The sequence below is a fragment of the Pseudomonas sp. LH1G9 genome, from assembly GCF_002949975.1.
Taxonomy (GTDB): Bacteria; Pseudomonadota; Gammaproteobacteria; order Pseudomonadales; family Pseudomonadaceae; genus Aquipseudomonas; species Aquipseudomonas veronii.
Window position 1 is genome coordinate 1,998,533 of the sequence record NZ_CP026880.1, and the last position, 25,563, is coordinate 2,024,095.

Annotated in this window: 18 protein-coding genes and 3 pseudogenes; 16 read left to right on the forward strand and 5 right to left on the reverse strand. The window is 58.8% G+C overall.

Features of this window, described 5'->3' with window-relative positions; translation table 11 throughout:
- Positions 1–2 precede the first annotated feature (2 nt).
- Positions 3–1,349, reverse strand: coding sequence for an erythromycin esterase family protein (locus C5F70_RS09435; protein ID WP_017845780.1), 1,347 nt, complete (start codon positions 1,347–1,349; stop codon positions 3–5).
- A gap of 275 nt (positions 1,350–1,624) precedes the next feature.
- On the opposite strand from C5F70_RS09435, the gene C5F70_RS09440 reads away from it, so the two are divergent.
- From C5F70_RS09440 to C5F70_RS09450, 3 genes are all read left to right on the forward strand, one after another.
- Positions 1,625–2,158 carry a c-type cytochrome gene (locus C5F70_RS09440; protein ID WP_169796383.1) on the forward strand — a complete coding sequence of 178 codons (534 nt, stop codon included), beginning with the start codon at positions 1,625–1,627 and terminating at the stop codon, positions 2,156–2,158.
- Complete coding sequence (gene polX / locus C5F70_RS09445; protein ID WP_104903166.1) at positions 2,155–3,942, forward strand: DNA polymerase/3'-5' exonuclease PolX; 1,788 nt, start codon at positions 2,155–2,157, stop codon at positions 3,940–3,942. The genes C5F70_RS09440 and polX overlap by 4 nt, the downstream gene beginning before the upstream one ends.
- Before the next feature lie 116 nt (positions 3,943–4,058).
- Complete coding sequence (locus C5F70_RS09450) at positions 4,059–4,313, forward strand: Lpp/OprI family alanine-zipper lipoprotein (protein ID WP_017845783.1); 255 nt, start codon at positions 4,059–4,061, stop codon at positions 4,311–4,313.
- A 322-nt stretch (positions 4,314–4,635) separates the two neighbouring features.
- On the opposite strand, the gene C5F70_RS09455 is transcribed toward C5F70_RS09450, so the two are convergent.
- Entirely contained in the window at positions 4,636–5,178 is a 543-nt protein-coding gene (locus C5F70_RS09455; RefSeq protein ID WP_017845784.1) for an Hsp20/alpha crystallin family protein, read from the reverse strand.
- 88 nt (positions 5,179–5,266) lie between these two features.
- The gene (locus tag C5F70_RS09460) at positions 5,267–6,628 is read right to left on the reverse strand and encodes a basic amino acid/polyamine antiporter (protein WP_231590031.1); all 1,362 of its coding nucleotides are present in this window, start codon (positions 6,626–6,628) and stop codon (positions 5,267–5,269) included.
- 561 nt (positions 6,629–7,189) lie between these two features.
- On the opposite strand from C5F70_RS09460, the gene C5F70_RS09465 reads away from it, so the two are divergent.
- The 4 genes from C5F70_RS09465 (at position 7,190) to ppsA (ending at position 15,194) form a co-directional block, all read left to right on the forward strand.
- Positions 7,190–8,395, forward strand: a complete 1,206-nt coding sequence (locus C5F70_RS09465; protein ID WP_104903167.1) for an acetate/propionate family kinase — start codon at positions 7,190–7,192, stop codon at positions 8,393–8,395.
- 24 nt (positions 8,396–8,419) lie between these two features.
- A complete protein-coding gene (glgP, locus tag C5F70_RS09470; protein WP_104903168.1) occupies positions 8,420–10,921 on the forward strand; it encodes an alpha-glucan family phosphorylase in 2,502 nt (833 codons plus the stop codon).
- Between the two features lie 230 nt (positions 10,922–11,151).
- Positions 11,152–12,741: a glycogen synthase GlgA gene (gene glgA, locus C5F70_RS09475; protein WP_104903169.1), complete on the forward strand. Its 1,590-nt coding sequence runs from the start codon at positions 11,152–11,154 to the stop codon at positions 12,739–12,741.
- Positions 12,738–15,194 carry a phosphoenolpyruvate synthase gene (gene ppsA / locus C5F70_RS09480; protein WP_104903170.1) on the forward strand — a complete coding sequence of 819 codons (2,457 nt, stop codon included), beginning with the start codon at positions 12,738–12,740 and terminating at the stop codon, positions 15,192–15,194. Before glgA ends, ppsA begins: the two co-directional genes overlap by 4 nt.
- Before the next feature lie 6 nt (positions 15,195–15,200).
- Here the strand turns inward: ppsA and gstA are convergent, their stop codons facing one another.
- Complete coding sequence (gene gstA, locus C5F70_RS09485) at positions 15,201–15,830, reverse strand: glutathione transferase GstA (protein WP_046383405.1); 630 nt, start codon at positions 15,828–15,830, stop codon at positions 15,201–15,203.
- Positions 15,831–15,978: 148 nt separating this feature from the next.
- Between gstA and C5F70_RS09490 the strand changes: the two genes are divergently transcribed.
- The 9 genes and pseudogenes from C5F70_RS09490 to C5F70_RS09530 all read left to right on the forward strand — a co-directional run.
- Positions 15,979–16,338 (forward strand): helix-turn-helix domain-containing protein, encoded by a 360-nt coding sequence (locus C5F70_RS09490; RefSeq protein ID WP_046489568.1) that lies wholly within the window; start codon positions 15,979–15,981, stop codon positions 16,336–16,338.
- A 212-nt stretch (positions 16,339–16,550) separates the two neighbouring features.
- On the forward strand, positions 16,551–18,200 hold the full coding sequence (locus tag C5F70_RS09495) for an NAD(P)/FAD-dependent oxidoreductase (RefSeq protein ID WP_104903171.1): 1,650 nt from the start codon (positions 16,551–16,553) through the stop codon (positions 18,198–18,200).
- Between the two features lie 83 nt (positions 18,201–18,283).
- Entirely contained in the window at positions 18,284–19,333 is a 1,050-nt protein-coding gene (locus tag C5F70_RS09500; protein WP_104903172.1) for an alpha/beta fold hydrolase, read from the forward strand.
- Between the two features lie 73 nt (positions 19,334–19,406).
- Complete coding sequence (locus tag C5F70_RS09505; RefSeq protein WP_256588381.1) at positions 19,407–20,384, forward strand: transporter; 978 nt, start codon at positions 19,407–19,409, stop codon at positions 20,382–20,384.
- Positions 20,385–20,793: 409 nt separating this feature from the next.
- On the forward strand, positions 20,794–21,684 hold the full coding sequence (locus C5F70_RS09510) for a helix-turn-helix domain-containing protein (protein WP_046489561.1): 891 nt from the start codon (positions 20,794–20,796) through the stop codon (positions 21,682–21,684).
- 469 nt (positions 21,685–22,153) lie between these two features.
- Positions 22,154–22,309: pseudogene (locus C5F70_RS31015) on the forward strand (ATP-binding protein); the annotation flags it as partial.
- Positions 22,310–22,366: 57 nt separating this feature from the next.
- Positions 22,367–22,819, forward strand: coding sequence for a hypothetical protein (locus tag C5F70_RS09520; RefSeq protein WP_046489557.1), 453 nt, complete (start codon positions 22,367–22,369; stop codon positions 22,817–22,819).
- Positions 22,820–23,326: 507 nt separating this feature from the next.
- A pseudogene (locus C5F70_RS09525) lies at positions 23,327–23,545 on the forward strand (transposase domain-containing protein); the annotation flags it as partial.
- A 752-nt stretch (positions 23,546–24,297) separates the two neighbouring features.
- Positions 24,298–24,546 (forward strand): annotated as a pseudogene (locus C5F70_RS09530) (transposase domain-containing protein); the annotation flags it as partial.
- A 76-nt stretch (positions 24,547–24,622) separates the two neighbouring features.
- Here C5F70_RS09530 and C5F70_RS09535 read toward each other — a convergent pair.
- Positions 24,623–25,561: an AraC family transcriptional regulator gene (locus tag C5F70_RS09535; RefSeq protein WP_046383423.1), complete on the reverse strand. Its 939-nt coding sequence runs from the start codon at positions 25,559–25,561 to the stop codon at positions 24,623–24,625.
- Positions 25,562–25,563 lie beyond the last annotated feature (2 nt).

Genomic DNA, 25,563 nt, shown 5'->3' on the forward strand with positions numbered 1-25,563 from the left:
CCTTACACACCGAACGGAAAGGTTTCGTCTTCCGCTTCCAGCTCCTCGTTTTTGGGCAGTGCCAGGGCCTTTACCGCCTGCGTCTGCTCGAACCAGAGCATGGCGTCGAACTGTTCGGCCAGTACCGCTTCGAAGTAGTGGCTGTCGCGTTCGGTTGTGGGCCGGTAAATCACGCCAATCGCGCGTTCCAGCAGGGTGGCGGACAACACTGTGCGCAGCTCGGCGCGCTGCGGGTCGCGCCAGTCGGTCAACGACGCCGGCACGCCGGCCTCGAGGAACTGATGCTCCCAACTGTCGGGACGGGAAGGCCGCACCGCCTTGATGAGCATCTCGGCGTCCCAATCGTCGGCCGCCGCCACGTGGCCACGGTCGGTGCTCATGCCGATCAGCACGGCGTCGCGCCCATAGGCACTGCGGCACAGCTGGCCGATGTTGAACTGGCCCTTCCAGCCCATCTCCGTGGCAGCCGCGTTGCCGATATGCGAGTTGTGCGCCCAGACCACCGCTTTGGCCTGCGGGCCCCGGTGTTCCAGCAGGGCGCGCAGGGTGTCGAACATGTGGCGGTCACGCAGGTTCCACGACGCGGTCGAGCCGCGATAGACGGCGCGGTAGTACTGTTCCGCCGCACGCACCACGCGGGCGTTTTGCGTGGCGTTGAAAAAACCTTCGTCATCCTGGATGAGCCCGGCCAATTGCTTGGCCAGCATCACGTTGAGTTGTTCGACCACCTGCGGTTCACAGGGCATCAGGCCATTGCGTTCGACGAAGTGACCGTACAAGGCCGGGTCATCCTGCCAGGGCGTCAGGCAGCCGTAGCGCCGCCGTGCTTCTTGGGCCAGTTGCGGGTCGACGCTGTCCAGATAGTGCAGCACCTCATGGATCGAGTTACGCATGCTGTAAACGTCGAGGCCACGGAACTCCACACGGTCTTCACTGGCGCGTTGATGGTTGTAGCGGTGCAGCCAGTGGGCAAAGGCTTTGACCTCGGCGTTGCGCCACATCCAGGTCGGGAAGCGGCTGAAGATATGGCGTTTCCAGGCCGACGGGGCCAGCCCTCGGACGTACTTGTCGACATGCCCTGCATCGGGCCAGTCGGCCTCAACGGCGACGATGGAGAAGCCATGCCGCTCAATCAAGCGTTGCGTGATGGCGGCTCGGGCGCGATAGAAATCGCTGGTGCCGTGGCTGGCTTCGCCGATCAGCACCACCCGCGCATCCGCGTAGCGATCGAACATTTCGCCGAACGCCGCAGAATCGAACGCCGGCAGAGGCTCGGCAAATTGGCGCAGGACCGCCGCGATGGCGGCTCTATCGACCTGCCGAGACGCGCCATAGTGTTTATCCAGCATGCGTTGGGCGGGTGTGCTCACGGCCGTCGTCCCCTTCAGTGTTTATCTATTCCTACACCCTGACCCAGGTGAATCATTGAGTTTTGTCAATAAAGCCTGCACGGCCTTGAGCCAATGTGGCTGAACCCGGTACGCGCCGGCTACCGACGCGGCTCATGGAGGCTTGTGATATGAGGTGCTCTATCAATCGATCACACCTGACGCTTGCCCTCTGTGTGGTGGCCCTTGTGGGCTGTACCGACACCCGCGACCGGGCATCGCAAAAAACCGCATCCATGCCCGCGCTGGCCTTGGTAAACGACGTGTGTTCGCTGTGCCACGGGCTGACGGGGGAGTCGGTATCGCCGTTGTTTCCCAAATTGGCCGGCCAGCAAAAAGACTACCTGAAGCAGCAGTTGACTGATTTCAAAAACCATACGCGCATGGATAAAGCCTCGACTCAATACATGTGGGGCTTTACCCATTTGACCGAATCGCAGATCACTGAACTGGCGGACTACTATTCAAAACAGCCGGCCATGCAGGCTGAAGCCGAAACGCCTGACGCGCGGGGCGAATTGATCTTTCGCCACGGCGTGCCGGAATCCGGCATCGCTCAGTGCAGCGCCTGTCATGGCGCCGAGGGCCGGGGCCATGGCCAGACCCCCCGTGTGGCGGGCCAGCATGCCGCGTACATGATTCGCCAGATCCAGGTGTTTCAACAGGCCGACCTGCGTGAGCGCGGTGACCTGACGAGCCAGATTGCGCACACACTGTCGGACGCCGATGCCGAGGCAGTCGCGCATTACATGGCCAGGCTGGGGCCATGAAGCTCACGGCCGCACCGCAGGCACCCAGCACACCGACGTCGACGGTCAAGCGCTCGCAGGCGGTGAGCAATGAGGACATTGCCGCGGTGTTTGACGATATCGCCGACCTGCTCGAAATCGATGACGCCAACCCGTTTCGCATCCGCGCTTATCGGGTTGCGGCGCGCACGCTGAGGGCGCTGACGGTCGAGTTGGCGCCGCTCATTGCGCGTGGGGAAACCTTGCCGAAACTGCCGGGCATCGGCGTCGATCTGGCGGCCAAGATCAGTGAAATCGCCAGCACCGGTGATTGTGCGCTACGGCAGCGCCTGCGCTCGACATTGCCGCCTGGGCTGGTTGAACTGCTGTCCATCGCCGGCCTCGGCCCCAAACGCATCAAACACCTGTATCACGGCCTGGGAATCGAAACCGCGCAGCAACTGTGCGAGGCCGCCGAGCAGGGCCACATCCGCCATGTGCCCGGTTTTGGCGAAAGGCTCGAGGCGCGCTTATTGAGCGCCGCGCAGAAGGGGCTCGGAAAGGATCGCCGGTTGCCGCTGGGCGTTGTCGAGCCCGTGGCGCTGCAGTTGATCGAGTATCTGCGTCAACTGCCCGGGGTCGAGGACGCGAGGCTGGCCGGCAGTCTGCGGCGCATGCGCGATACCGTGGGCGACATCGACATCCTAGTGGCAGCAGCGCCCGCGGTGGCGGTCACGGCGCACCTGATCAGGCACCCGGAGGTGTCCACCGTATTGGTCAAAGGCCGCACGCGGGCCAGTGTCGTACTGGACTCCGGCCTGCAAGTCGACGTGCGGGTGGTCAAGCCCGCGGATTGGGGCGCCGCGCTGGTGTATTTCACCGGCAGCAAGGCGCACAACATTGCGATTCGCAAGCAGGCACGGGAACAGGGCCTGAAGCTCAACGAGTATGGCGTGTTCAGGGGCGAGGAACGCCTGGCGGGTGCCACGGAGGTCTCGGTTTATCAGGCCCTGGGGTTGCCGTGGATCACGCCGGAGCTGCGCGAAGATCGCGGTGAGGTCGCGGCGGCACTCAGCGGGCGTTTGCCCAGGCTGGTGGAAGTGAGTGATCTCAAGGGTGACTTGCACGCGCACACCTGCGACGCGGATGGCGCCAATACTCTGGAACAGATGGCACTGGCCGCGCAGCAAGCCGGGTTGGAATACCTGGCGATCACCGATCATTTCCTGGACGGCGAGCGGCTGCTGAAGCAGATCGACCAGATCGATGCGCTCAACGCCCGCCTGCGCGGCATCACCTTGCTCAAGGGCGTTGAAGTCGAGATTCTGGAAGATGGCAGCCTGGGGCTGCCAGACGCTGTTCTCGCTCGCCTGGACCTTGTGGTGGGCGCGGTCCACACGCATTTCAACCTGACGCTGCGGCAACAGACGCAACGCCTGCTCAGGGCCATGGATCATCGCTATTTCACGCTATTGGCGCACCCGCTGTGTCGCCTGATCAATCAGCGCGCGCCGTTGAACATGGACCTGTCGGCCGTCATCAGGGCCGCTTCTGCACGCGGCTGCTGCCTGGAACTCAACGCGCAACCCCAGCGCATGGACCTGTTCGACCTTCAATGCCAATACGCCAAAGACCAACACGTGCTGATCAGCATCAATTCGGATGCCCAGCGCACCGCGGATTTTGCGTACTTGCGCTACGGCGTCGCGCAAGCCCGGCGTGCCTGGCTGGAAAAGGGCGATGTACTCAATACCCGTTCGCTGAGCGCGCTGAAGTCGTTGTTGGCCGCTATGGCAGGCGGGCGTTCGCAAGGCGCCGGGAACTGACGGTTCGGTCTGATTCTTGGTCGAAAGTTGACAAAAATCAGAGCCCCGCACCGACGGCGCCGGATACTTGAACCGTAGCCGGAGCGTTCCTGCTACGACCCTCAAGGAGAATACCCATGAATATGCGTTTACCCGTAGTGTTGCTCAGCGTCCTCCTCGCGTTATCGGCTGGTTGCAGTAACAAACCGGCCAAAGAACTGGATGCACGCCTGGAGGCTGCTCAAAGCACTGCGCTGTCGGCACGCGCCAGAGCCGATGAAGCCTACTCGAAAGCGGAGCAGGCGGCGATGGCGGCCAATCAGGCGCAACAGACTGCCGACCAGGCCAATGAGCGCGCCAGCCGGATGCTCGAAAAAGCCAGCCGCAAGTAGTGAACGGTTGCAGCACCCGACACGTCGTCGGGTTTGCTGCAAGACAGCCGCAGGCCTGCAACCACCCCTGCCAGGCAGCACATCTGGCACCTGCGCGTCGACTCAACAGCATTGGCTTGGTTTTCCCCGACTATCATCTCTTCGCGTAGCGGACTGCCGCTGAACATGTGGCTTAGGCTGACGTTCGGCAGGCGTTACCTGTGCATTCGCACGCTCTTGAAGATCGAGCTGTTCGATATTTTCCGGGGATGAAGCGTTGAACCACTGCAGATAAAAAAAGCCCCTTGTCGGTTTCCCGCCAAGGGGCAGTGCAGCCTGGGGTTCATTCGCCTTTGATCGGCACGACTTTATCCGCTTTCATGGCTTCTGGCTTTTTCGGCAACGAGATGCACAGCACGCCTTTGCTGAAACTCGCGTCGATCTTATCGGCATCAATACCTTTGGGCAGGTTGAACACCCGCTCGAAGGAACCATAGTGACGCTCGCTAAGGTGGTAGCCTTTGCGTTTTTCTTCCTTGTCCTCCTGTTTCTCGCCTTTGATGATCAAGCTGCCGTTGGACAGTTTGACCTCAATGTCTTTCTGATCCATGCCGGGTACTTCGGCGGTGATCTCGTAGCTTTTGTCTTTCTCGGTGATGTCCACGGCAGGCATGCCATGGCCGATCAGCTCGCGACGCCAGAACGGTTCAACGTCGAACAGCCCCCGGCTGAAGGGCGACAGGCCGGAACCGAGATTGAAGTCATCAAACAGGTGGTCCACCTGTTGCCGCAGTTTTTCCAGCGGCCGCCACAGGTCTGTCGTCATGGGATGCTGGTCGGATTTGTGTTCGGTAGTGACCGGCATTTTTTTTGCGGAATTGCTCATCTTTCGGTACTCCTCTTCAGATAGAAGGCAGGCAGCAGAACGGCCTCTGCGCGGCCTGCCAGGACAGAACACGGGGGCAAGCCCATCGTTACAAGGTCAGCGTCCCCGACCACAGCATCCAGCCGGCATAGGCCGCGGCCGCCCAGATGATGATCAACAGGCCGGTCTCGGGACCGCTGAGCGCTTGTCCCTGACGGGCGCGCAGGGTGCCCAGGTAGATCAACGAGCCCGGGGCGTAGAGGAGGGCGCTGAGCAGCATATATTTCGGCCCGGCGGCATAGAGCAACCACATGCAATACAGCGTGGCGACCGCCGCGATGGCCATGTCGCGCAATTGCAGGGCGCGGTGGCCGGCATAGGTGTCACCCTTCCAGGTCAATTTCAGCGCATACAGGCCGCTGAACAGGTACGGCAATAGAATCATCGAGGTGGCCAGGGAGATCAGCGCGAGATAGGTAGCGCTCGAATACAAGGTCAGCAGCAGGAACAATTGAATGCAGCCGTTGGTCAGCCACAGCGCATTGGCTGGCGCGCCTTGGGTGTTTTCCACGCCCAGCGAGACAGGCATGACCTTTTCCTTGGCGGGCGTGAACACCGACTCGGCCGCCAGCAACGTCCAGGCGAGCAGGGCGCCGCCGACCGAAACAATCAGGCCGATGCTGATCAGCACCGCGCCCCATGGCCCGGCCGCGGCCTGCAGCACGCCCGCCATCGAGGGGTTCTTCAAGGCGGCGAGTTCCGGTTGTTTGAGCACCCCCAGCGACAGCAAGGACACCGAAATCAGCAGCAACAACGTGATGACAAAACCGATCACCGTGGCCCGCCCGACATTGGCCCGCTCCGCCGCACGGGCAGAAAACACGTTGGCGCCCTCAATCCCGATAAACACCCAAACGGTGACCAGCATCGTGCTTTTGACTTGATCGAGCGTACTGCCCAACGCTGGCGAGCCCCAGAAGTCGACAGTGAACGTTTCACGCTGGAACGCGGCGATCACCAGGCCGATGAACAACAGCAACGGCACGATCTTCGCGACCGTCGTCAACGCATTGGCCCGCGCAGCGGTGCGCAAGCCCCTGAGGATCATCCAGTGCAACGCCCACAACACCACGGACGCACCGGCGATCGCCGCCTTGTTATTGCCTTCGCCAAACACCGGAAAGAAGTAACTCAGTGCAGCGAACAGGATCACCAGGTAACTGACGTTGCCGATCCAGGCACTGATCCAATAACCCCAGGCGGAGTTGAAGCTCAGGTATTCGCCACCCAGCGCACGCGCATAGGCAAACACACCGTTGTCCAGCGCGGGCTGGCGGTTGGACAGGGTCTGATAGACCAGCGCCAGCGACAGCATGCCGACGCCGGTGATCAACCAACCGATCAGAATCGCACCGGCGCCCGCACTGGCGGCCATGTTTTGCGGCAGGCTGAAAATGCCGCTGCCGATCATCGAACCGACCACCAGGGCAATCAACAAGCTCAGCGACAAGCGCTTGGGTTCTACCTTGCGCAGACTGCCTGCCACGGGTTGGACAGCCGGCGGGACGATCGGTTGAGAGCCTTGCAGATGCGTAGCCATGACGAGCCTCCACGAAAACGTGAGTATCTGCACCGTCGAATGCGAGGGTGCGACTGCTGCATCTAATTTCTGCGCGAAGGGGCTGGGTCTGGTTGATTTAGATCAGATGTAAGTGTCTGCGGATCAGTCGCAATACTTAACTGATTGAATTGTTTTTCAAAAAAAATTTTCCCGCGGGTGTTTTCGTCGTTAAACGCCAAAGTGTTGTTCGTCAATGATATTGATGCGCCAGGAACGCGCTGAACCGTAACGGGAACATTTTATTGAGGAAGGTCAAGCAGCCGCGCCCCGTGGATGCCAGGATAAGGCCAACCTGGGGCAAGGTTCCCTGTAACCTCATCGAGTGTCGAGGCGGCCCATGATGCGAGCATTACGGTTACTGCTTGGCGGCTCCCGTCAGGCCGTGGATTCCCCGGCGTTGTGGAGCCGCGCATGAAGGATGCCCCTTGCCCGGCATTGTTGGTGCTGAATGCGGGCTCTTCAACCCTCAAGTTTTCCCTTTACTTCGTGGCGGCACCCACGGTCCATTGCCTGGGCAGCGGCATGATTGAAGTGCGCCAGGGCAGGGCAACGCTGGTGTATCAGGCCCCAGGATCCGAGGCCGAACATCAGGAGCAATGGCGCGCCGACAGTTGCATGGACGCAGTTTCCCTGGGCAACCTGATGCGTTGGCTGGGCAGCAACCGCCAATGGCAGATTGTCGGCGCGGCGCATCGGGTGGTCCATGGCGGCGCCCGTCGGGAAGTGGCTGCGCGGGTCGATAGCGCGCTGATCGACGAGATACAACGACTGATTCCAATGGCACCGTTGCACCAGCCTTTGTGCCTGGCACCGATTCTCCATATGGCCCGGGAGCATCCCGAGCTGCCTCAGGTGGCCTGCTTCGACACTGCCTTTCACCACACACTCGACCCGCTGGAAACCTTGTACGGCCTGCCCCGGGCACTGAGCGAGGCGGGCCTGCGGCGTTACGGCTTCCATGGTTTGTCCTACGAGTACATTGCCGGGGTCCTGGCGGATTACGACCCGCGCGCGGCGGCCGGGCGCACCCTGGTCGCACACCTGGGCAACGGTGCCAGCCTGTGCGCGATGCGTAACCGCATCAGTTGCGGCACCACCATGGGGTTTTCCACCCTGGACGGGCTGTTGATGGGCACCCGCCCGGGCAACCTGGACCCCGGCATCGTGCTGTACCTGCTGCGCGAACGCGGCATGAGCACGGCGGCGGTCGAACACCTGCTGTACCACGAGTCCGGATTGCTGGGCATCTCTGGCGGTGTGGCGAGTGATATGCGGACGCTGCTGGCCAGCCACGCCGAAGGGGCCGCGCAGGCCATTGAGTTGTTTGTACGGCGTGCCGTCAAGGAAATCGGCGCGCTGGCCGCATTGCTCGGCGGGCTCGACGCGTTGGTGTTCACCGGCGGCATTGGCGAACATGCACCCACCGTGCGTGACGGGATTCTCGACGGTTGCGCCTGGTTAGGCGTAACCCGCCACCAGCACCCGCCCACCGGAGCCTGCCTGACGACGTCGGACAGCCAGGTATCGGCCTGGGTCATCGCCACTGATGAAAATGCAGTCATCGCTCGACACAGCCTGGCCTTGCTGCCGGCGCCGGTTTCGAGCGAGGCGCTTTAGCCACTATCGCCTTGAGGTGTCGACGTGTATGCATTCCTGCCACGCGAACTGCCGGAGCAGTTGCGCGCATTGACCGAGCTTGCGCTTAACCTGCGCTGGACCTGGAACCATGCGCTCGACGAACTCTGGAAAAGCATCGACCCGCAACTGTGGGAGCGTACCCACAACCCCTGGCTGATACTGCAGAACACCTCGCCGCACCGGCTAGGAGAACTCTGTCGAGATGCGACGTTCTCGCAAACCCTCGCGCACGCCATCGAAGAGCATCGGCACTACCTCAGCGAGCCGGGTTGGTATGCGCAGCAGACAAGCGCCGGCGATTCCAAGCAGATCGCCTACTTCAGCATGGAATTCGGCCTGAGCGAGGCGCTGGCGCTCTATGCCGGCGGGCTCGGTGTGCTGGCCGGGGATTACCTGAAGACGGCAAGCGACATGGGCGTACCGGTGCTCGGGGTGGGGTTGCTCTATCAGGAAGGCTATTTTCGACAATCCATCGACGCGATGGGGCGCCAGCAGGAGGCCTACCCCTATAACGACCCCACCAGCCTGCCGATCCAGCCGACGTTTGGACAGGACGGCGCGTGGTTGAAAATCCCCTTGGCGCTTCCCGGCCGGACCCTGTATTTACGCGTGTGGCAGGCCATCGTCGGGCGTACCAGCCTGTACCTGCTCGACAGTAATGACCTGCTCAACGGCGCCAGCGACCGTGGCATCACCTCGAAGTTGTACGGCGGCGGTTCGGAGATGCGCTTGCTGCAGGAAGTGGTGCTTGGCATCGGCGGCTGGGCCACACTCGAAGCGTTGGCGATCAATGTCGATGTGTGCCACCTCAACGAAGGTCATGCTGCACTGCTGGTGCTGGAGCGTGCCCGGCGCTTCATGCATCAGAAGGGCACATCGTTCCAGGAAGCCTGGTGGGCGACGCGGGCAGGCAACGTGTTTACGACCCATACGCCAGTGGCTGCGGGTTTCGATGTGTTTTCCGCGGAGCTGGTACTCAAATACGCCCGCGGCTATCTCGACGACTGCCGCCTCACATCGCACGAGTTGCTGGCGTTGGGCCGACGCAATCCGTCGGACGCGGATGAACCCTTCAACATGGCTTTTCTGGCGCTGCGTGGGTGCGCTCAAGCCAATGGCGTGAGCCGCTTGCACGGCGAGGTCAGCCGACGGCTATTCAGCGATTTGTATCCCCGCTGGCCTGTTCAAGAGATACCGGTGGGGCATGTCACCAACGGTGTGCATGTGCCGTCCTGGGACTCAATGTGGTCCGATCATCTGTGGACCACAAGCTGCGGCAAGGAGCGTTGGCGCGGCGCAGTCGAGTTGCTGCCGGCGACGGTCGCCAACAATGACGACGAGGCCTTGTGGAACATGGCTGCCGAGCAACGGCGCGACCTGGTGACCTATGCGCGCAAGCGCCTGGCCTGGCAGCTCGAGCAGCGTGGCGAGTCGGCGCAGCAGGTGGCGGAGGGCGGGCAGGTGTTTGACCCCAACTGCCTCACGCTCGGGTTTGCGCGACGCTTCACCGACTATAAGCGCCCGAACCTGCTGCTGCACGACAGCGACCGCCTGGCGCGGCTGTTAACCAACGAGCAGCATCCGGTACAACTGCTCATCGCTGGCAAGGCTCATCCCGCCGATGAGCGCGGCAAGCAACTGATCCAGGCATGGCTCGACTTCGTGCATCGCCCGGGGCTGCGCCGGCATGTGGTGTTCCTGGAAGACTACGACCTGGAAATGGCCCAACACCTGGTGCAAGGCGTCGATGTCTGGATCAACACCCCGCGTCGGCCCTGGGAAGCCTGCGGCACCAGTGGCATGAAGGTGCTCGTCAACGGCGGGTTGAACCTCTCGGAACTCGATGGTTGGTGGGCGCAAGCGTACCAGCCCGCCTATGGCTGGGCGATCGGGGATGACGCGCCGAGCGATGACGACGTCGACGCCGAGCGCTTGTACGGCCTGTTGGAAAACGAGGTCGTCCCCACGTTCTATTCACGCGATGCACAGGGTATTCCACGCGACTGGGTGCAACGCATGCGCGCCAGCATGTCGCAGCTGGGGCCGTACTACAGCAGCAATCGCATGCTGCAGGAATACCTGGAGCATCTTTACCAACCGGCGATTCAGGCGTTTCGACGCCGCCGCGAGGATAACGCGGCACTGGCGCGCACGCTCCATGCCTGGCAGAAGGCGTTGACGGCGGCCTGGGACAATATTCACTTCGGCGCGGTCGAGGGGCATCGCGATGGCGACTGCCTGTGCGTTCGCGTGCCGGTCTATCTGGGTGAGATCTCGCCTCTGTGGGTCAAGGTGGAACTCTATGGCGGCCTGTGCGACGAGTACCCCGCCGAGTGCTTGCTGATGAAAGCCGTCGATGTGATTCCGGGCGCCATCCAGGGTTATATCTATTCCATTTCGGTCGCCGCCACGCGCCCGCTGGAGCACTACACTCCGAGGGTTCGCGCCTGGCACGCGGATGCCTTTCTGCCAGCGGAAAACCCATTGATTGCGTGGCAGCGTTGAGCTGCGATGCGCCTATTGTCAGCGAGCCAAACCGGGGTAAAGCCTGGCGGCCAATAGCAGAAGAACGGTGAACACCGAGAGCATCACCTATCGCAACGGGCGCTGTCCCACGCGGCAGCAAAGCGCATTTGTTGATAAAGATCAGAGGCCATCGGGAGCAACCCCAGATACTCATGCGACCGACTTAACCGTCTTCCCGCACTCTCGACTCAACAAAAAGGAAAAGGATCATGGGCACAGCCGCCATTTCCCCGCAGGCTGAACGTTTCAACCTGCCGGTCAGTGAATGGGTTACCTCGACTGTTGATCCGCTGGCGCTAGCGCCGGTTTCGCTGCCCATTACCAGCGTGGCGGCCAGGGCCAAGGTCCTGTTCGTGACCTCCGAATTGGCCGGCCTCGTGAAAACCGGCGGGCTCGGCGATGTATCGGCGGCATTGCCCCGGGCCCTGCATCCCCTGCACGATGTGCGCGTGTTGATGCCGGGTTACCCGCAAGTGCTCAACAGCGGAAATCCGGTCCATGTGATCAGCGAGCTGGAGGGCCATGCGGCATTGCCGGCGTGCAAGATCGGGCGGATGGACATGACGGATGGCCTGGTCATTTACCTGGTGATCTGTCCTGAACTGTATGAGCGTGAAGGCACTCCTTACGGGGATAACAATGGTCGTGACTGGCCGGATAACCATATCCGGTTTGCCCGTCTTGGCCTGGCCGCGGCCGACTTCGCCGCAGGCGCGGTGAAGTGCCAGTGGCGTCCGGAGCTGGTACACGCGCATGATTGGCCGGCTGGCCTCGCGCCGGCGTACATGCGCTGGCGTGGGCAGGACACGCCGAGCATTTTCACCATCCATAACCTTGCCTATCAAGGCATGGTCAGCAGCGGTTCCCGGCGCGAACTGGGCATCCCCGAGCATGCGCAGGCCTCGGACGGTATGGAGTTCTACGGCAAGCTCTCAATGCTCAAGGCCGGCATGGCCTATGCCAACCACATCACCACCGTCAGCGCGACCTACGCCCGGGAAATCACCACGCCAGCATTCGGTTGCGGCCTGGACGGCTTTCTGCAAAGCAAAGCCGAACAAGGGCTGCTCAGCGGCATTGCCAATGGTATCGACGCCAGTTGGGACGCCGAAACCGATGAGCACTTGATCTGCCGGTTTGCCGCTAACGATTGGCTCGGCAAGGCGGTGAACGCCCACTATGTACGCCAGTTGTTCAATCTCAAACCGTCGACGGGGCCTCTGTTCGCGGTGGTATCGCGCCTGGTCTTCCAGAAAGGCCTGGATCTGACCATTGGCGTTGCCGGGCACATCGTCAGGCAGGGCGGGCAGATCGTCATCATCGGCCGTGGCGAACCGCAGGAAGAGGAGGCCGCACGGGAGCTGGCCCAGCGCTTCCCGGGCCAGGTCGGTGTGCTTATCGGCTTCAACGAAACGGATGCCCGGCGCATGTTTGCCGGCAGTGACTTCCTGCTGATGCCGTCGCGCTATGAACCGTGCGGCCTGAGCCAGATGTATGCGCAGCGTTTCGGCTCATTACCGGTAGCCCGTAATACCGGTGGGCTGGCCGACACGATCGAAGATGGCGTGAGCGGTTTTCTGTTCGAGGAGCCCACCGTGGAAAGCTACGCGGCAGCACTGACGCGGGCGATCAAGGTGTTCGCCAACCCTGAGTTGCTCAATGCAATGCGTTGCCGCGCCATGCGCAAGCCGTTCGATTGGCACCAAGCCATAAAGCCTTACAGCGCCCTGTATCTGCGATTGCTGAAGGCCAATCGGGTATCCCTGGCGGTCCCCTCACTCAATGGAGAGACATCGTGACCCATTCACAGCCGCACATTCGTTGGTTCAAGGACTTGGGTATCAACGACGTCGCACAGGTCGGTGGCAAGAACGCCTCGCTGGGGGAGATGTACCAGAACCTGACAGGCCAGGGCATCCGCGTACCCAACGGGTTTGCCGTTACTTCAGACGCGTACCGTTATGTCCTTGAGCACAACAAGGCGTGGGCGCCGCTGCATGCCGCGCTCGACGGCCTCGACCCCAACGACATCAAAGACCTGCAAGCCCGCGGCAAACGGGCGCGGGCGATTGTGTATGGCTGTACGCTGCCGGAAGACCTGAAGAGCGCGATACTGCACAGCTACGCCCAGCTCAAGCGCGAGTACGGCAACAGCCTTTCACTGGCCGTGCGCTCCTCGGCAACCGCCGAGGACTCGCCGCAGGCCTCATTTGCCGGGCAGAACGAGACCTATCTCAATATCGCCAATGAAGATGCGCTGCTCGATGCCTACAAGCGTTGCCTGGCCTCCAACTTCACCGATCGGTCGATCCATTACAAATACGACAACGGCTTTGATTGCTTCAAAGTCGATCTCGCCGTCGTCATCATGAAAATGGTGCGCAGTGATCTCGGGGCCAGCGGCGTGATGTTTTCCCTGGATACGGAAACCGGCTTCAAGGATGTCGTGTTCATCAACGCCGCGTGGGGGCTTGGGGAGAATGTGGTGCAGGGCGCGCTGGCCCCGGACAGTTTCTACGTACACAAACCCAGCTTCGTCGCCGGTTATCGTGGCGTGCTCAAACGTAGCCTGGGCAGCAAAGAAAAGAAGATGGTGTTTACCGACACCCTCAATACCGGGAACATCGCGCAGGAGTACACCGCGAATATCGAAACACCCGACGAAGAACAAACGCGCTTTTGCCTCTCGGACGGGGACGTCATGGTCCTGGCTGACTATGCCATCAAGGTTGAAAACCACTATTCGAGCAAAGCCGGTTTCTACAAACCCATGGACATGGAATGGGCGAAAGACGGGATCGATGGCCACTTGTATATGGTCCAGGCGCGCCCCGAAACGGTGGCCTCGCAGAAAAAAGGCAGCGTGCTGCAGATCTATCACCTCAAGCAACGCTCGCCAGTGCTGCTCAAGGGGAAGGCGGTCGGCACCCGCATCGGCGCCGGGAAGGCCCGTATCGTCAACGATGTGAAACAGCTCAGCGAGTTTCAACCGGGCGAAGTGCTGGTCTCCGAAGCCACGACTCCGGATTGGGAACCGGTGATGAAAACCGCCGCCGCGATTGTGACGAACCGCGGCGGACGCACCTGCCACGCGGCCATCGTGGCGCGGGAGCTGGGTATTCCCGCGATCGTGGGCGCCACCAATGCGGCAGCGACAATCAAAACCGGCGCCTTGTTGACCGTCAGTTGCGCCGAAGGCGAAATCGGAACGGTCTACGACGGCATCCTGGATTTTGATGTGGAGGAAACGGACCTCAGCCAACTCGGGCATCCCGACACGCACATCATGATGAACCTGGCCAACCCCGACCAGGCCTTCAGCCTGGCCTCGCTGCCGGTCGACGGTATCGGTCTGGCGCGTATGGAGTTCATCATCAATGAATGCATCAAGGTCCATCCGATGGCCCTTGTCCACCCGGAAAAGCTGGATGACGCCACCCGTGAAAAGATCGCCGTGCTGAGCGCCGCGCATGCAGACCCTACGGATTTTTTCATCAAGACCTTGGCCGAAGGCGTCGCCACCATTGCCGCAGCGGTGTACCCAAAACCGTGCGTGGTACGCATGAGCGACTTCAAGAGCAATGAGTACGCGACCCTGCTGGGTGGGCAGTATTTCGAGCCGGTAGAACACAACCCGATGATCGGTTTTCGCGGCGCGTCCCGATACAGCCATCCGGCTTATGCCGAAGGGTTTGCGCTGGAGTGCGCGGCGATGAAATGGGCGCGCGAACACATCGGGCTCACCAACATCAAGTTGATGATCCCGTTTTGCCGCACCGTGGCGGAGGGCGAAAGGGTATTGGCGACCATGGCCAGCCATGGCCTGCAGCGCGGAGAAAACGGGCTGGAGGTCTACATCATGTGCGAAATACCCAACAACGTGATCCAGATCGACGCGTTCGCCAAACTGTTCGACGGCTTCTCGATCGGTTCCAACGACTTGACCCAGTTGACGCTCGGCGTGGACCGCGACTCGGAAATCGTCGCCTTCGATTTCGATGAGCGCGACCCGGGCGTCAAGCAGATGATTCGCCTGGCGGTAGAAGGCGCCAAGCGTAACGGCCGACACTCGGGAATCTGCGGGCAGGCGCCGTCGGATTATCCCGAGATGGCGGAGTTTTTGGTGTCGATTGGCATCGATTCAATGAGCCTCAGCCCGGATGCGGTGCTGGCGACGATTCGGCATGTGCTGGCGGTGCAGACGCAGCGGTTACCGAGCGATGAGGCCGACCGGGGCAACATCGGCGCGTGAGGCCTTTCACGCAAGGCCTTCGTCTCGCAATGCTTTGCGCACCGCAGGACGCACCTTGACCCGGTCATACCAGGCCCGGAGGTTATGCAAGTGCTCGAAGTGGATGTCGGCCTTGTAATAGCTGGTCAGCCAAGAGGCCTGGCCCCAGCCGGTCAATGCGAACAGATAGGCATCCGCCACCGTGAAGGCATCGCCCATGAGGTATGGACGGGTACTCAATTGTTCGTCGATCCAGGCGAAGCGCTTTTCCAGCTTTGGCTTGGCAGTCTCGACGTATTGACCTGCGAGTGTGGCGTACAACAGTGGAATGTAGCCCTTGTGAATCTCAGACGACAGGAAGCTCAGCCATTCCTGAAGTCGGTATCGATCGAGGGTGCCATGAGCGGGAACCAGCCCAAGCGCCGGCTTCAGGTCGCCCAAATACTGCACGATTGCCGGGCCTTCACGCAGGAGCGTGCCATCGTCCAGCTCGATGGCGGGTACGTAGCCCAGACGGTTGACCTCGAAGTAGTTGGCGCCCGAGTCGGTAAGGTGCGTCTTGTGATCGACCTTGATCAGCGTGGCATCGAGACCCAATTCATTCAGAACGATGTGGGGCGAAAGCGAGCAAGACGCGGGGATGTAGTACAACTTCATTGGCAAACTCCAGAACAGGGGGAGCGCTGTCAATCCAATGGAGAGCGCGCTTCAGCTGATTCTAGATGCCCGGTATAAAATAGGAAGAACGCACTATTTTGTAGTATAGGTACAAAAAATATACCTACACCCGGCCAGGACTCTGACCATGAAAGACAACATCTCCGGCTGCTCGGTCGAAGAAGCGATGCGTTTGTTGGGTGGCCGCTGGCGCCTGCTTCTTGCGTCCTACCTGCTCGATGGGCCGAAGCGTTTTAATGCGCTGAGGCGCGACATTCCGGCTATTTCGCAACGCATGCTGACCCTCGATTTGCGCGCCCTTGAGCAAGCCGGGCTGGTCAAACGGACGGTGTTCCCCACCGTGCCCGTGACGGTTGAGTACGAACTCACCGTGGACGGGCGACGGTTGGAACCGGTCGTTGCGGTAATGAAAGAGTTTGGGCTGTGGGTCAAGAGTCGCCCATGTGAGGTGATACAGGTTGCCAGCCGCGAGTCGGATGCGCTCTAGCGGGAGCTCGCGGGGGCCTCAATCAGACGGGTCTTCCGATCTGGTGTAGACCTCGACGAAGCCCGGTTAATCGCACCGGATTGTTCAAGCTATTCACCATTTCCTTCAAGAGTAGAACGCGCCTCGGTTGTTATCGTTTATCCGTGCCTTAAGCATTGCCTGGCAGCAAGTAAGTAAAGGCAAATATAAACATAACAATATGAGGCTTCAAAATGAGTGCTCAATCTAAACTCGCCGCTGTGTCTGCCGAAAACGGCAAAGTCACGTACTTGGACGCAATGGTGATTGGTGCAGGGGTAGCTGGCCTCTACCAGTTGTATCGACTTCGTGAGATGGGCTTGACGGTCCGCGCCTACGATACGGCTTCCGGAGTGGGCGGCACATGGTATTGGAATCGTTACCCCGGTGCGCGGTTTGACTCTCAGGCAGAAATTTATCAGTACTGGTTCTCTGAAGAACTCTATAAGTCCTGGCAACCCACCGAGCGTTTCCCGGCTCAGCCCGAAACAGAGCAGTGGCTGAACTTCGTCGCCAATCGGCTCGACCTCAAGAAAGATATCCAGTTCAACACCCGCATCGCTGCCGCGTACTTCTGCGAAGAGAGCGGGTACTGGAGGGTGACAACTGAGGCCGGCGAAACGATCAATACGCAATATCTGATCTCTTGCTGCGGGATGCTGTCCGCTCCGCTGTCCGATCGGTTCCCCGGCCAAACCGACTTCAACGGCCAGATCTATCACACCGGCCTGTGGCCAAAAGACCCCGTGGACTTCAGCGGCAAGCGCGTGGCCGTGGTAGGCACTGGCGCCACTGGTATTCAGGTGATCCAGACCATCGCTCCGGCGGTGGGATCGATGAAGGTCTTCGTGCGTACCCCGCAGTATGTGATTCCGATGAGGAACCCTAAGTACAGCAAAGAAGACTGGGAAAAGTGGGGCACCCAATTCCACCAGCTCAAGAAGCGCGTGCGAGAGACCTTTGCCGGTTTCGACTATGACTTCGACGCCGGCCCCTGGGCCGAGAAAACCCCCGACGAGCGACAAGCCGTGCTTGAACAACTCTGGGATGATGGCTCTCTGGCCATGTGGCTGGCGTCGTTTCCCGAGATGTTCTTTGACGAACAGGTCAATGAAGTCGTGTCGGAGTTCGTGCGTATCAAGATGCGTGAGCGCCTGCAGTCGAGGCCAGAACTCTGCAACCTGCTGATCCCGACCGACTATGGCTTCGGCACCCATCGCGTACCGCTGGAAAGCAAGTACCTTGAAGTCTATCTGCAACCCAACGTCGAGGCGGTCGACTGCAAGCAGTCGCCGATCGAGCGCATTGTGCCGGAGGGGATCCAGACTGCGGATGGAAAGATTCACGAGGTAGACATCATCGTGCTGGCCGTGGGTTTCGATGCAGGTTCCGGCGCACTCAGCCGGATCGACATTCGAGGGCGCGATAACCGGTCGTTGAGGGAGCAGTGGAAACAAGAAATCCGTACATCGATGGGGCTGCAGATCCATGGCTACCCCAACCTGTTCACCACCGGTGCGCCGTTGGCACCGTCGGCGGCACTTTGCAACATGACCACTTGCCTGCAGCAGCAGGTGGACTGGATCACCGGATGCATTGAGTTTGCCATCCAGCACGGCAAACAAGTCGTGGAAGCTTCCAAAGAGTTCGAGGACGACTGGGTACAGCATCACGACGAGACGGCGGCGAAGACCCTGGTCGTCAAAACCGACTCTTGGTACATGGGCTCCAACGTCGATGGAAAACCGCGCCGACTTGTATCGTATATCGGCGGCGTCGGTAATTATCATCGCCGCTGCGACGAAATAGCCGCACAGGGTTACCCAGGCTTTGAAATGGCTTGAGGTCGAACGACTGCTCATTGATTGCAGCTGTCACTCCGACTCTCTATTGCGCCGTGACAGCTGGATATTCGAGGTAACCCGAAATGAACAACTATTACTCCCAGGAACATCACGGTCCTTTTGAACTGATCAACATCGGAGCGCTTCAGCTTGAAGAAGGCTCGTGCATTCCTGAATGTCAGCTGGCCGTAGCCGTACATGGCACCCTGAACGCCGACAAGACTAACGCCATACTGGTTCCCACTTGGTATTCCGGCACAAGCAAGGCGATGGAGCAGATTTACATCGGCGAAGGGCGGGCGCTGGACCCTGCGAAATACTGCATCATCGTCGTCAACCAGATCGGTAACGGTCTTTCCAGCTCTGCGAGTAACACCGGCGGTTCATTGGCTGGCCCTGGGTTCCCGAATGTCAGAATTGGCGATGACGTCAGTGCCCAGCACACATTGCTCACCGAATACTTTGGCATCGAGAGCCTGGCGTTAGTGGTCGGGGGATCGATGGGCGCACAGCAAACCTACGAGTGGGCCGTGCGCTATCCAGACTTTGTCAAACGCGCCGCAGCCATAGCGGGCACCGCGCGCAATAGCGAACATGACTTCCTGTTCAGCGAAATACTGATTGATGCGATAACCACCGATCCGGCCTTCCGGGCTGGCTTATACGGCTCATCGGCGGCAGTGGCGGCCGGGCTCAAGCGCCACGCGAAAGTTTGGACATTGATGGGCTGGAGTACCGCGTTCTTCCGCGCCGAGCGGCATAAGGCGCTGGGTTTCGAGTCGATGCAGGTATTCGTCGACAGCTTTATGACGAACTACTTTGCGGCAATGGACCCTAACAACCTCCTGACCATGGCCTGGAAATGGCAACGGGGCGATGTCAGTCGAAACACGGGCGGTGATCTTGCGGCGGCCCTGGGGCGAATCCGAGCGAAAACCTATGTCATGCCCATCTCACATGACCAGTTCTTTACCGTGGACGATTGTCTGTCGGAGCAGAAAATGATCCCGAACAGCGAGTTCAGGCCATTGCAATCAATCGACGGTCACCTCGGACTTTTTGGCACCGATACGCAAATGCTCAATCAACTGGACGCCCATCTGACAGAGCTACTCTCGTCCCCGACACATTGAAACAAGCTTCAAAAAAATAGCACAGGGCACCTGTGCTAGACCCAGAACAATTTTAAAAAAAACAGGGTTGAAGATGAACATAATAACAACAGCACATGCTTTGCTCGCGGCCAATACGCTCAAGTCGAGTTCTGATGCTAGCGTCGACTGCCTGAGGAAAAACAATAGCCACTGCCGAATTATGTATGCGTTTCAGTTGGCGACTTTAATGCTTGGTCTACAACTTCCGATTGTGTGCCACGCACTGGATGTCGATCCTGGCGACTATACGCCAATGCCAGACGGCACACAGCTCGGGCTGCTGTATTTACAGCATGCAGAACGCCATGATTATTACGTGCGCGGCAATCAGTTAAGCGACAAATATAACCTGTACTCGGATGTCAGTATTCTGAGGGGGGTCAGCTATCAAGCGTTTGCAGGCGTCCTGACGAATATCCAACTGCTATTGCCTTTTGGCCACCTGTCGGCCGGTGGCGATATAAAAGGCATGGGCAGCGAAAGCGGAATGGGCGATCCGATTCTGGCCAATGCGGTCTGGATCCATCAGGACCCTTCAACAAACCGCGCATTGGCCGTCACTCAATATCTTTTTTTGCCAATAGGCGACTACAACAAGAATAAAGAGTTGAATATTGGGGAGAACCGATGGAAGTATGTCTTGCAGGGCGGATACATGCACGGCATCGGCAGCCGCGTCATTCTGGATTTCGTCGCTGACGTGACTTTTTTCGGCGACAACGATCGTTATTCCTCCCGCGACCTGACGCTGAAGCAGGACCCGCAGTATCAGATGCAAGGATTCATCAGGTACATGTTCAGTGAGCGCGCGGCTATGCATGTCGGTTATTCCCGGCTATGGGGCGGGCAGAGGAAAGTTGACGGAACCGAACTGGAAGATGAAAGCCGTCAAGCAAAAATAGTGCTGGGCGGGTCTTATTTCGTGACGCCGAAAGCTCAGTTGCTTGCGACATTGGGGCGAGACCTTTCAGTTGAAAATGGCTTCAAGGAAGAGTCTCGCGTCAATCTTCGATTGCTTTACGTATTCTAAGTCACTGAGCAACGCCGGCTACGCCAGGAAAATCAGCGAAGACATCACCAGGGCTGTGGTGGCCTGACAGGCGTCGCTCCGTTGCGAGAATCACTTCTCGCAGCCCCTTTACGGCCGCCCGGCGGTGGCCGTTTTTTTAGCGGGGCGGGAAACGTCCGCAACCTTCAACCCATGCAAATCATCTCGGTCACGCTTTATAGCCATTTAATCCCTGTGTTCGGTTTTTTATAATCACTTAAGTCGCATAACGTTGGATATTTTTTTCGACACTGCTCATCCCATGCTAGTATTCTGGTGAGCTGTAAATACTAATAAAAACAATACTCCACGGCCATCTCTCGAGTGCTTTCAAATTTGCGTAGGAGCGCAATAAGAGCCAAGGTGACGGCCCTCAAGTGAGACTTCAAGTATGCCGACCGTCATTACCCCAAAGGAACTTCTCAAGTGGGTGCCAGGCGTAGTTCTCAGCTCAAGCGAAGAACTCGGATGGAAAGATATGCAGCAACGCTCATATCGATATAAAGGTCAGGACGTCCTCATTCCACCCCTTGATCATTTCATGATCGTTTATTACTTTGGCGGCCGCACACCGATGGATCGTTGTGTGGATGAGGGCTGGACACGTACCGCTTGCGCGCCGGGCGATATTTCCCTGCTTACGATGTCACAGGACTCCCATTGGAACTGGACAGAAGACATTGATGTTTCTCATCTCTATCTTTCCAATGCGCTGATGTCTCGTGTGGCCATGGATGTTATGGAGCGTCCGATTGAAGAGGTGCGCCTGCATGATCTGCTCCGTACCCAAGACACGATCCTCACGGCTATTGTCGGTGCAATTACCAATGAAGTAAGAAGTCGTGGGATTGGTGGCGCATTGTATGTGGAAGCCTTGAGCATGCAGTTGGCCATTCACCTTCTACGGCATTACGCCAGTGTCACCTTTAAAGAGTCCAGTGCGCCTGGGCGGCTGTCGCAACAACAAAAAAAGTACTTGCTCGAGTTCATCGATGCTCATCTGGAGGAGTCCATACGCCTGGACGAAATGGCCGATGCCGTAGGGTTGGGCGTCTGGACGTTTTCCAGGAAATTCAGCGAATCGTTCGACTGTTCGCCACACACCTTTGTTACCGAGCAGCGCATCGAGCGGGCCAAGCGAATGCTGTACAGCGGCACACTGTCGATTAAGGAAATTGCCTATCATTGTGGGTTTTCAGATCAGGCGCATTTGACCCGTGTCCTGCGCAGCAAACTTGGCGTCACGCCTACGCAACTAAGGAAAACAAACAACCTGGAATAGTGTTCTTACAACGATCGGAAAGTAATTTTCTGCTTCGCCGAACAACCATCAGCGAAGTCAAGCCATTGCCGGCCAACGGCTACCGGAAAGAAACATGGACCTTTTAGATATTCTATCCTCGGCCGTCGTAACCGTATTGGTGGTGGCACTGATCGCACTTAGACGCACGGACAGGAAAATCCCGATCGAAGACATCCCTCAGGAGCGTGCCAAGTGGGAAGAGAAAGTTCGCGGTAAGTCCCGGTCAGCCCTCACACGGCGCCCACTCGCACCCTCTATTCCAGAACCGTATGTGCCTCGCGAATCCGCAACCGTCGCCGAGGCCCCATCGGAGCCAGGCGATAAAACATAACGCCGGTATCCCGCGATGACGAGCAGCGCGTTAACCCGCTGAAATGGTCAGAACGTCTGGCCCATGGAAAACTGAAACACCTGTTTATCCGCGTTCTCCGGCGTGCGAATCGGATAAGCCAGCGTCGGCTTTGGCCTGGGCTTGGCCATCGCCGCGCGGGCAGTGCAGATGCACGGCGGCAGCATCGCGGCACGCAATGAGTCAGGCGGCGGGCTGACCGTGGAGGTCAACCTGCACAACGCGCGATCTTTACACGACATTACATTGGCTTGACCGCCCTGTACGTCGCCGCTCATTAGACTTGTCGCCATTGTTTGAGCGGAGGTGGCGATGTTTCAGGTGCATAAAAAGGGCTTTGTGCCCGGCAGGAAAATGGTCGATGGCCTGGTCCCGTATGACTTCTTTTGTGAAGACAGCCCGACGATCAATATCTTCGTTTTTACCGGCGCCGCCACCCCCGACGCAACCGTCGAGGAGCAGACGCTGTGGGGCTTCACCCGCCTGGAGCGGTTCGAGGCGATGACCAACGCGCTGGTGAGCAACAAGCAACACGCCGGATGGTTTCAAAGCGTGAATGTACTGACCGGGCCCAACCAGAACGGCACGCAAAGCGTGAAATTCCAGCGCGTGCTGAAAATCATCAAACACGCCAGCAGCACGCAAAAAGTCGATTATGAGATTCTGACCGACGAAGGCGACACCTACTTCACCCGGCAAACCGTTGCGGCGAACAGCGCGCAAACCGTCATCTATTCGGCGGAGTCGTCCGCTCGTAGCGCGTGATTATCTGACGGGCCTGGCGGGCGCGAGGCGCGTCTGTTCGTCCAGTCACGCGTGTTACCTCTAAGCGCTACAAAAAGCGTGGGCAGTACTGGGGCAGAGGACTTCAACAACATTGACGTTAACAAGCACCTGAAGAAGAAAACATGCACGTCGCCGCCTGGCCCCCATTGATGAACTGAAGCTCGCAGTAGACGCTGCCGTTATGCGCTGACGCATACGACTGTGACTCTGCTTCATGCTGCTCTCAAAAAAGGAGTGGCGGCTTTGCTTCGTCCGTGGTTTTTCGACGCTTTGGCGCGAAGAAGCGGAAGTTTGCTGTTTTTCGTCTCGGGTATTGATATGCACCTTTTTAACGCTTTGATGGCTCGTGCCATCCCTTTGATTCCGCGCGCAATTATCCAAAAAATCTCCCGCCGCTACATTGCTGGTGCCACGCTAGGCGAAGCCCTGGCGCGGGTTCGACAGTTAAACGCGCAAGGTTTCTGTGTGACTCTCGACGTGTGTGCGAATCAAATTCGGCCCTGGGCTCTTGGCCGCTCGAATTGGTTGTTCGCAGGCTCGCTGCGCAGTGGCAAACGTGCGGCTGCAATCGCGAGTTTGATCGAGTCGGTATGGCTCAGCGGGCATGATCCGTATGCTTACTTGAAGGATGTTCTTACACGCCTGCCGACGCAGCGGGCGAGTGAGATTACCAAACTGCTACCGCGCAGATGGGCGCCCGTTTAATCAAGCAAGGTGTGTTCGGCGGGCGCTTGTTTTGCAGGTTCCCTGCGCAGCGGAAAACCAGCAGCAGCGATCATTAATTTATACAGATTGCGACCTAGAATGGTAATGATCGTATGTTTACCTGAAGGTGTTCAGGCGCCCACCTACACAGCCGGCGAGTGAAATCAATCAATTGCCGCCACATAAGTGGGACCTCTTTAATCACACAAGGCATGTTCGTACCAAGACTTGTTAGCCGGCAATTAAAACCTGTTGAAGGAGCTAGATATTGAAGTGGATAGTTTTTGCGGTATTGACCTGGATCAGCACACTTTTGTATGCGGACGCTGCTCCGAATGAGACCAGACAATCGACCAATGCGGCTGTTACAGCCTGCAAAGCAATAAGTAAACTGCTGAAGCCTTCCTTTTCAAGAACTCAAGCGCATTTCCTCGACTCGGAAGAAATTTTCGCAATATTAGTGCGAGGCATTAAGCCCCCTCCATCCATGAAGGATCAATCTGGCGCGGAGTTATGCTTGTACTATTCATACACAAAACGCGCTCGCCTGGCTGATTGGGATGAGATGGCCACATCCAAAAAATGGCCAAGGCGAATCAAGGCGCCCACAGACTTATGATAGATGGTGCATGCGTCCGCTTAAAGTACGCGAACACCATCGCCATTAATTCTGGAGTTCACAAGGTGTGTTTCCGAAACGCTTACGGATTTACGGCGCCTAATACGGCAAGAAAAAGCAGTACCTGTGATGAGGGGCCGTGCCCATAGACAACAATTGGGCCGAAAACCAAATCAGGCCATGGGCTCTTGGGCGCAAGAGCTGGCTCTTCGCAGGGTCTTTACGCCGTGGCAAACGGGCGGCAGCGATCATGAGCTTGATCCAGTCGGCGCGGCTCAACGGGCATGACCCGTATGCTTATCTCAAAGATGTGCTGACGCGGCTGCCGACGCAGCGGGCAAGTGAGATTACCGAGTTGCTGCCGCATAAATGGGCGCCCGTTCAACCGCCCAAAGTATGTTGGGCAGGTGCGGACAGCGCTGGTACTGGGGTTGCCGGAGCAGCGGATCGGCTCATTGCTAATGTGACGAGACGTACATAGATGGCGTGGACGGCGCAGGCAGTGCGTAGGTCGCCTTCATCCATTCGATCTCTGCCTGGGGCGTGCGCCCAAAGAAACGTTTGAATTCGCGGCTGAATTGCGAGGCGCTTTCGTAGCCTACATTGAACGCCGCCGTCGAAGCGGTCATAGCGTTGCGTAGCATCAGTAATCGCGCCTGGTGCAAGCGCGTCGACTTCAGGTATTGCATCGGCGACGAGTCCGTCACGCTGCGAAAGTGCAGATGAAAGTTGGGCACGCTCATGCTCGCTTCTTGGGCAAGGGACACCACATCCAGGCGCTCCTGGTAGCAACTATGGATCTTGCGGATCGCACGAGTGACCTTACCAAAGTGACCCTGGCGATTGAGCGCGGCGCGCATCGAACCACCTTGCTCGCCGGTTAGGATGCGGTAGTAGATCTCTCGCACCAGCGACGGCCCAAGTATTTGCGCTTCGCCCGGACTGCTCATCGCCTCAAGAAAGCGTAGCGTCGAGGCGCGCAGCAAATCGTCCATTGGCGAGGCATACATGCCCTTGGGCTGGGCATCACTTGGCCCGAGAGCTTCATCCATTTGCAGTATCAACTCGCTGGCCATTTGTAAGTCGAGGCGCATGTAGACCGCCAGCATTGGCTGCGCCTCGCTGGCATCGGTCTCCATGGTGAAAGGAACTGGGACGGACACCACTAGATAGTGCTGGGCGTCATAAACGTATACGTCATCGCCCAGATAGCCACGTTTGCGCCCTTGGCACAGGATCACGATACCCGGGTCATACAGCACCGGAGTGCGAGTCAGTGGCCGATTCGAACGCAAAAAGCGGATATCCTCTAGCGTGCTGAGGTTGTAGCCCTCGACCGGCGCGAGGGTTTCCATCAAATGCACCATGCGCGAGGTGCGTGAGTCGGCCCGATTCATTG

Bases quoted from the DNA above. Each gene is read 5' to 3' on its own strand.
- C5F70_RS09435 (WP_017845780.1), bottom strand. From the start codon at position 1,349: ATGCTGGATAAACACTATGGCGCGTCTCGGCAGGTCGATAGAGCCGCC.
- C5F70_RS09440 (WP_169796383.1), top strand. From the start codon at position 1,625: ATGCCCGCGCTGGCCTTGGTAAACGACGTGTGTTCGCTGTGCCACGGG.
- polX (WP_104903166.1), top strand. From the start codon at position 2,155: ATGAAGCTCACGGCCGCACCGCAGGCACCCAGCACACCGACGTCGACG.
- C5F70_RS09450 (WP_017845783.1), top strand. From the start codon at position 4,059: ATGAATATGCGTTTACCCGTAGTGTTGCTCAGCGTCCTCCTCGCGTTA.
- C5F70_RS09455 (WP_017845784.1), bottom strand. From the start codon at position 5,178: ATGAGCAATTCCGCAAAAAAAATGCCGGTCACTACCGAACACAAATCC.
- C5F70_RS09460 (WP_231590031.1), bottom strand. From the start codon at position 6,628: ATGATCGGCAGCGGCATTTTCAGCCTGCCGCAAAACATGGCCGCCAGT.
- C5F70_RS09465 (WP_104903167.1), top strand. From the start codon at position 7,190: ATGAAGGATGCCCCTTGCCCGGCATTGTTGGTGCTGAATGCGGGCTCT.
- glgA (WP_104903169.1), top strand. From the start codon at position 11,152: ATGGGCACAGCCGCCATTTCCCCGCAGGCTGAACGTTTCAACCTGCCG.
- gstA (WP_046383405.1), bottom strand. From the start codon at position 15,830: ATGAAGTTGTACTACATCCCCGCGTCTTGCTCGCTTTCGCCCCACATC.
- C5F70_RS09490 (WP_046489568.1), top strand. From the start codon at position 15,979: ATGAAAGACAACATCTCCGGCTGCTCGGTCGAAGAAGCGATGCGTTTG.
- C5F70_RS09495 (WP_104903171.1), top strand. From the start codon at position 16,551: ATGAGTGCTCAATCTAAACTCGCCGCTGTGTCTGCCGAAAACGGCAAA.
- C5F70_RS09500 (WP_104903172.1), top strand. From the start codon at position 18,284: ATGAACAACTATTACTCCCAGGAACATCACGGTCCTTTTGAACTGATC.
- C5F70_RS09505 (WP_256588381.1), top strand. From the start codon at position 19,407: ATGAACATAATAACAACAGCACATGCTTTGCTCGCGGCCAATACGCTC.
- C5F70_RS09510 (WP_046489561.1), top strand. From the start codon at position 20,794: ATGCCGACCGTCATTACCCCAAAGGAACTTCTCAAGTGGGTGCCAGGC.
- C5F70_RS09520 (WP_046489557.1), top strand. From the start codon at position 22,367: ATGTTTCAGGTGCATAAAAAGGGCTTTGTGCCCGGCAGGAAAATGGTC.
- C5F70_RS09535 (WP_046383423.1), bottom strand. From the start codon at position 25,561: ATGAATCGGGCCGACTCACGCACCTCGCGCATGGTGCATTTGATGGAA.